General features: G+C 22.1%; 3 protein-coding genes. All 3 read left to right on the forward strand.

Annotated elements, in window-relative coordinates:
* The first annotated feature begins 821 nt into the window (after nucleotides 1-821).
* The 3 genes from crtY to JIC14_RS02045 are packed head-to-tail and all read left to right on the forward strand — an operon-like array spanning nucleotide 822 to nucleotide 4,467.
* Entirely contained in the window at nucleotides 822-2,000 is a 1,179-nt protein-coding gene (gene crtY, locus JIC14_RS02035) for a lycopene beta-cyclase CrtY (protein ID WP_199397408.1), read from the forward strand.
* Nucleotides 1,997-3,478: a phytoene desaturase gene (locus tag JIC14_RS02040; protein ID WP_199397405.1), complete on the forward strand. Its 1,482-nt coding sequence runs from the start codon at nucleotides 1,997-1,999 to the stop codon at nucleotides 3,476-3,478. Before crtY ends, JIC14_RS02040 begins: the two co-directional genes overlap by 4 nt.
* Complete coding sequence (locus tag JIC14_RS02045; protein ID WP_199397406.1) at nucleotides 3,475-4,467, forward strand: phytoene/squalene synthase family protein; 993 nt, start codon at nucleotides 3,475-3,477, stop codon at nucleotides 4,465-4,467. Before JIC14_RS02040 ends, JIC14_RS02045 begins: the two co-directional genes overlap by 4 nt.
* Nucleotides 4,468-4,500: the final 33 nt, after the last annotated feature.

Below are 4,500 nucleotides of genomic sequence, written 5' to 3' on the forward strand. Positions count from 1 at the left end.
ACAAGTATTTATTTACAAGTATTTATTTACAAGTATTTATTTACAAGTATTTATTTACAAGTATTTATTTACAAGTATTTATTTACAAGTATTTATTTACAAGTATTTATTTACAAGTATTTATTTACAAGTATTTATTTACAAGTATTTATTTACAAGTATTTATTTACAAGTATTTATTTACAAGTATTTATTTACAAGTATTTATTTACAAGTATTTATTTACAAGTATTTATTTACAAGTATTTATTTACAAGTATTTATTTACAAGTATTTATTTACAAGTATTTATTTACAAGTATTTATTTACAAGTATTTATTTACAAGTATTTATTTACAAGTATTTATTAATTAAAATTATAAATAATTAATATTATAAGTTTTTTTAAAAAAAATATTAAATAATAAAGTATGTACATATAATTTTCTTAATTTAAATAAAATAAAAAATTACTAAAAATTCTTTAAAATTTATTAACTACTATCATAAAAAAAATAAATTTAATAAAAAAAATTAAAAAAATATAAAAAGTATGTTACAATTTTATGTGAGAGAAAAAAAATGGTTTTTTTTTAACTTTTTTAATAAATTTTCATTGTAATAAATTAATAAATATACTACCATAGTTTTATAGTTTAACTTTATACCTTTCTAAATTTTCTAAATTTATATCATTTTTTGGTATGTATAATAACATATACAATAATGGTTAATAGTTGGTGCAGTGGTTTTAATATATATATAATATAAAATAAATAATAGAAATGTATTTATTCTTTTAATTTTATACTACTTTTAAAAACAAATTTAAAAATTAAACGTGAAAAAAAATAATTATTACTGGGATTTTATTTTGGTTGGAGCTGGTCTATGGAATAGTATAATTGCTTGGTACTTACGACAATATAAACCAAAATTAAATATATTATTAATAGAATTAAATTCTAGTATTTCGAAAGATCATATATGGTCTTTTCATCAACATGATATAAGTTCATCACAACATATTTTCATAAAACCATTAATTACTTATTCATGGCCATCGTATCAAGTAAAATTTCCAAAATTTAATCGCCAAATTTTTAGTGGTTATTATTCTATTTGCTCAAAACATCTTAATTCTTGTTTAAAACAAAATTTAGGTAATAATAATTTTTTATTTAACAATAAAACTATAGAAATAATAACTCCAACATCAATTTGTCTGAATAATCGAGAAATAATAAATGCAAATTGTATAATTGATGGCAGAGGCCTAAAAGATTTTCAATTCAAAGGAGTATACCAAATATTTTTAGGTCAACAATGGTATTTATCTTCTCCACATGGATTAAATATACCAATAATAATGGATGCAACGATAAATCAAAAAAAAGACGAATATCGTTTTATTTATACATTACCACTAACACCAAATAGCTTAATGATTGAAGACACTAGATATACTAAAAAATCTTTTTTAACACCTGATATGTTAAAAAATTCCATTCACTACATTCAAGAATACGCTTTTAAAAATAAATGGAAATTAGTAAAAATAGAAAGAGAAGAAGTTGGTTGTATACCAATTCCATTTAAAAACAAAAAAATAATAAAATTTAAAAAAATAGTTTGCGTTGGTTTAAGGGCTAATCTTTTTCATGTAACTACTGGTTATTCTTTACCAATCGCAATTCAGCTAGCTGAAAATATTGCTAAATATTCTACCACTACCACTCAAATTAATTTTATTTTTTTATTAAAATTAGTAAAAAAATTTATTATTAAGCATCAAAAAAAACAACGTTTTTTTTATCTGCTTAATCGATTATTTTTTTTATCAAACCCAAGGAGTCATTTAGATATCATGCAATATTTTTATAGTCTACCAGAAAAAACTATTTCAAATTTTTATGCAAATAAATTATCGTTATTTGATAAAATTCGTATTTTTTCTGGTAAACCTCCTATTTCATTATTTCAAGCTTTACATACAATTTTTTTTAAATTTATAAAATGAAAAAAGCAATTATAATAGGAGCAGGTATTGGAGGAATAGCTTTAGCTATACGTTTACAAACAGCAGGAATTTCTACTATTATTCTTGAGAAAAGGGATAAACCTGGAGGACGAGCTTATGTATACAAACAAGATGGATTTACTTTCGATGCTGGACCAACTGTAATTACCGATCCAAATTCAATCAAATTATTATTTGATTTATCAAAAAATAGAATGGAAAATTATGTTGATTTATTACCAATAAAACCTTTTTATCGATTACATTGGAAAACAGGAAAAATTTTAAATTATGAAAATAATATAAAAGATTTAGAAAAACAAATAGCAAAATTTAACTTAAATGATATAAAAGGTTATCGTCTTTTTTTAGAATATTCAAAGGAAGCTTTTAAAGAAGGATATCTTTCATTTGCATCAAAATCGTTTTTGACTATTAAGGATATGTTATTTATTTTACCAAAATTAATAAAAATACAAGCTTGGAAAAGTGTTTATAATATTGTTTCACAATTTATTGAAAATGATTATTTAAAGCAAGCTTTTTCCTTTAATTCTCTTTTTATAGGAGGAAATCCTTTTTCTACTTCTTCTATTTATACTTTAATTCATGCTTTAGAATACAAATGGGGAGTTTGGTTTCCTAGAGGCGGGGTAGGGGCACTAATTAATGCTTTAATTAAACTTTTTCAAAATCTTGGGGGGAGCATTATACTTAATTCAGAAGTTATTTCCATTAATGCTCATGAAAATAAAGCAAATAAAGTGTATTCAAAAAATGGGCAAATATTTAATGCTGATATAATTGCTTCTAATGCAGATTTAATTAATACTTATCGAAATTTATTAAGTCAATATACTTTCGGAAAAAAAAAGTATATCAATTTAATTAAAAAAAAAATGAGTAATTCATTATTTATAATATATTTTGGACTAAGTAAACAATATCCTCATTTAGCTCATCACACAATTTTCTTTCCCTCTAATTACAAAAAATCAATTGAAAATATTTTTGGAAAAAATTTTTCAACAAATAATATTTCTATATATTTACACTCTCCTTCTGTGACTGATTTATCATTAGCCCCTCTAGGTTGTTCTGTTTTTTATGCATTAATACCTGTGCCCAATCTAGATAATACCTCAATAAACTGGTCGGAAGAAAGCGTAAAATTTAAAAATATAGTTTTTAAATACCTTGAGAAATATTATATACCAAATTTACGTAAAAGATTAATAACACAACGTATATTTACTCCAAATGATTTTCAAAATGTATTGGGCTCATATTTAGGATCTGCTTTTTCATTTGCACCATTACTTACACAAAGTGCATGGTTTCGTCCTCATAATCGTGATAAAAATTTAACTAATCTTTATTTTGTTGGAGCAGGAACTCATCCTGGAGCAGGCATTCCCGGGGTTATAGCTTCCGCTAATATAACATCAGAAATTATACTTAATGATATTATTTTATGAATAATTATTCTATTTTAAAGTTAGCAAATAAAATTATAAAAACCGGATCAAAAAGTTTTTCATCAGCTATAAAACTTTTTGATCCGGTAGTTCGCTATAAAATACTTATGCTTTATGCTTGGTGTCGTTATTGTGATGATGTTATTGATAATCAAATTTGTGGAAATAAATCTAAATCTTTGCAAAAAAAAAAAAAAAATAATATCAAATATAAATTAAAAATATTACGTATAAAAACAAAAAAAGCTTGTATTGGATTCAAAATGAAAGAACCGGCCTTTTTAGCACTTCAAAAAATAATATCTATTTCTAATTTTCCAGTTAATTTACTTTTTGAACATCTTGATGGTTTTGAAATGGATGCAACTAAAAGATCTTATATAACATTAGATGAAACATTAGATTACTGTTATCATGTCGCTGGAACAATAGGATTAATTATAGCTCATCTTATTGGGGTAAAAGAAAAAAATACATTAAATTGTGCTCGTAATTTAGGAATTGCTTTTCAACTTACCAACATTAGTAGAGATATAATAGATGATTTCTATATTGATCGTTGTTATTTACCATTAAACTGGTTAAAAAATGAAGGTTTAAATAAATTAAATTTTACATTAATTGAAAATAGAAAAAAATTATTTAAAATTGTGACGCGTATTTTAGATGTAGCAGAATTTTATTATTCTTCTTCTTTAGTAAAATTAAATACATTACCATTGCGCTCAACTTTAGCTATTGTAACTGCTTGGAGTATTTATAGAGAAATTGGTATAAAAATAAGAAAATATAAACATAAAGCATGGAATAAAAGACAATATATAAAATTCCATGAAATAGTTAAAATATTTTTAACTATTTCATGGAAAATAATAATATTTCGAATAACTACTAAGTTAAATATAATTATAAAAAAAATTTTTTTAACATTTTTTTTAAAATATGTAAAAATCATTATAAAAATTATAAAATTTAAAAATAAAAAATAATTTTTTAATAAAAAATTATTTTAAATCATAAAA

Source organism: Candidatus Profftella armatura (Diaphorina cf. continua), assembly GCF_016593155.1.
Lineage (GTDB): Bacteria > Pseudomonadota > Gammaproteobacteria > Burkholderiales > Burkholderiaceae > Profftella > Profftella armatura_A.

Excerpts from the sequence above, each read along its gene's own strand:
- JIC14_RS02040 (WP_199397405.1), top strand. The coding sequence starts at position 1,997 with ATGAAAAAAGCAATTATAATAGGAGCAGGTATTGGAGGAATAGCTTTA.
- JIC14_RS02045 (WP_199397406.1), top strand. The coding sequence starts at position 3,475 with ATGAATAATTATTCTATTTTAAAGTTAGCAAATAAAATTATAAAAACC.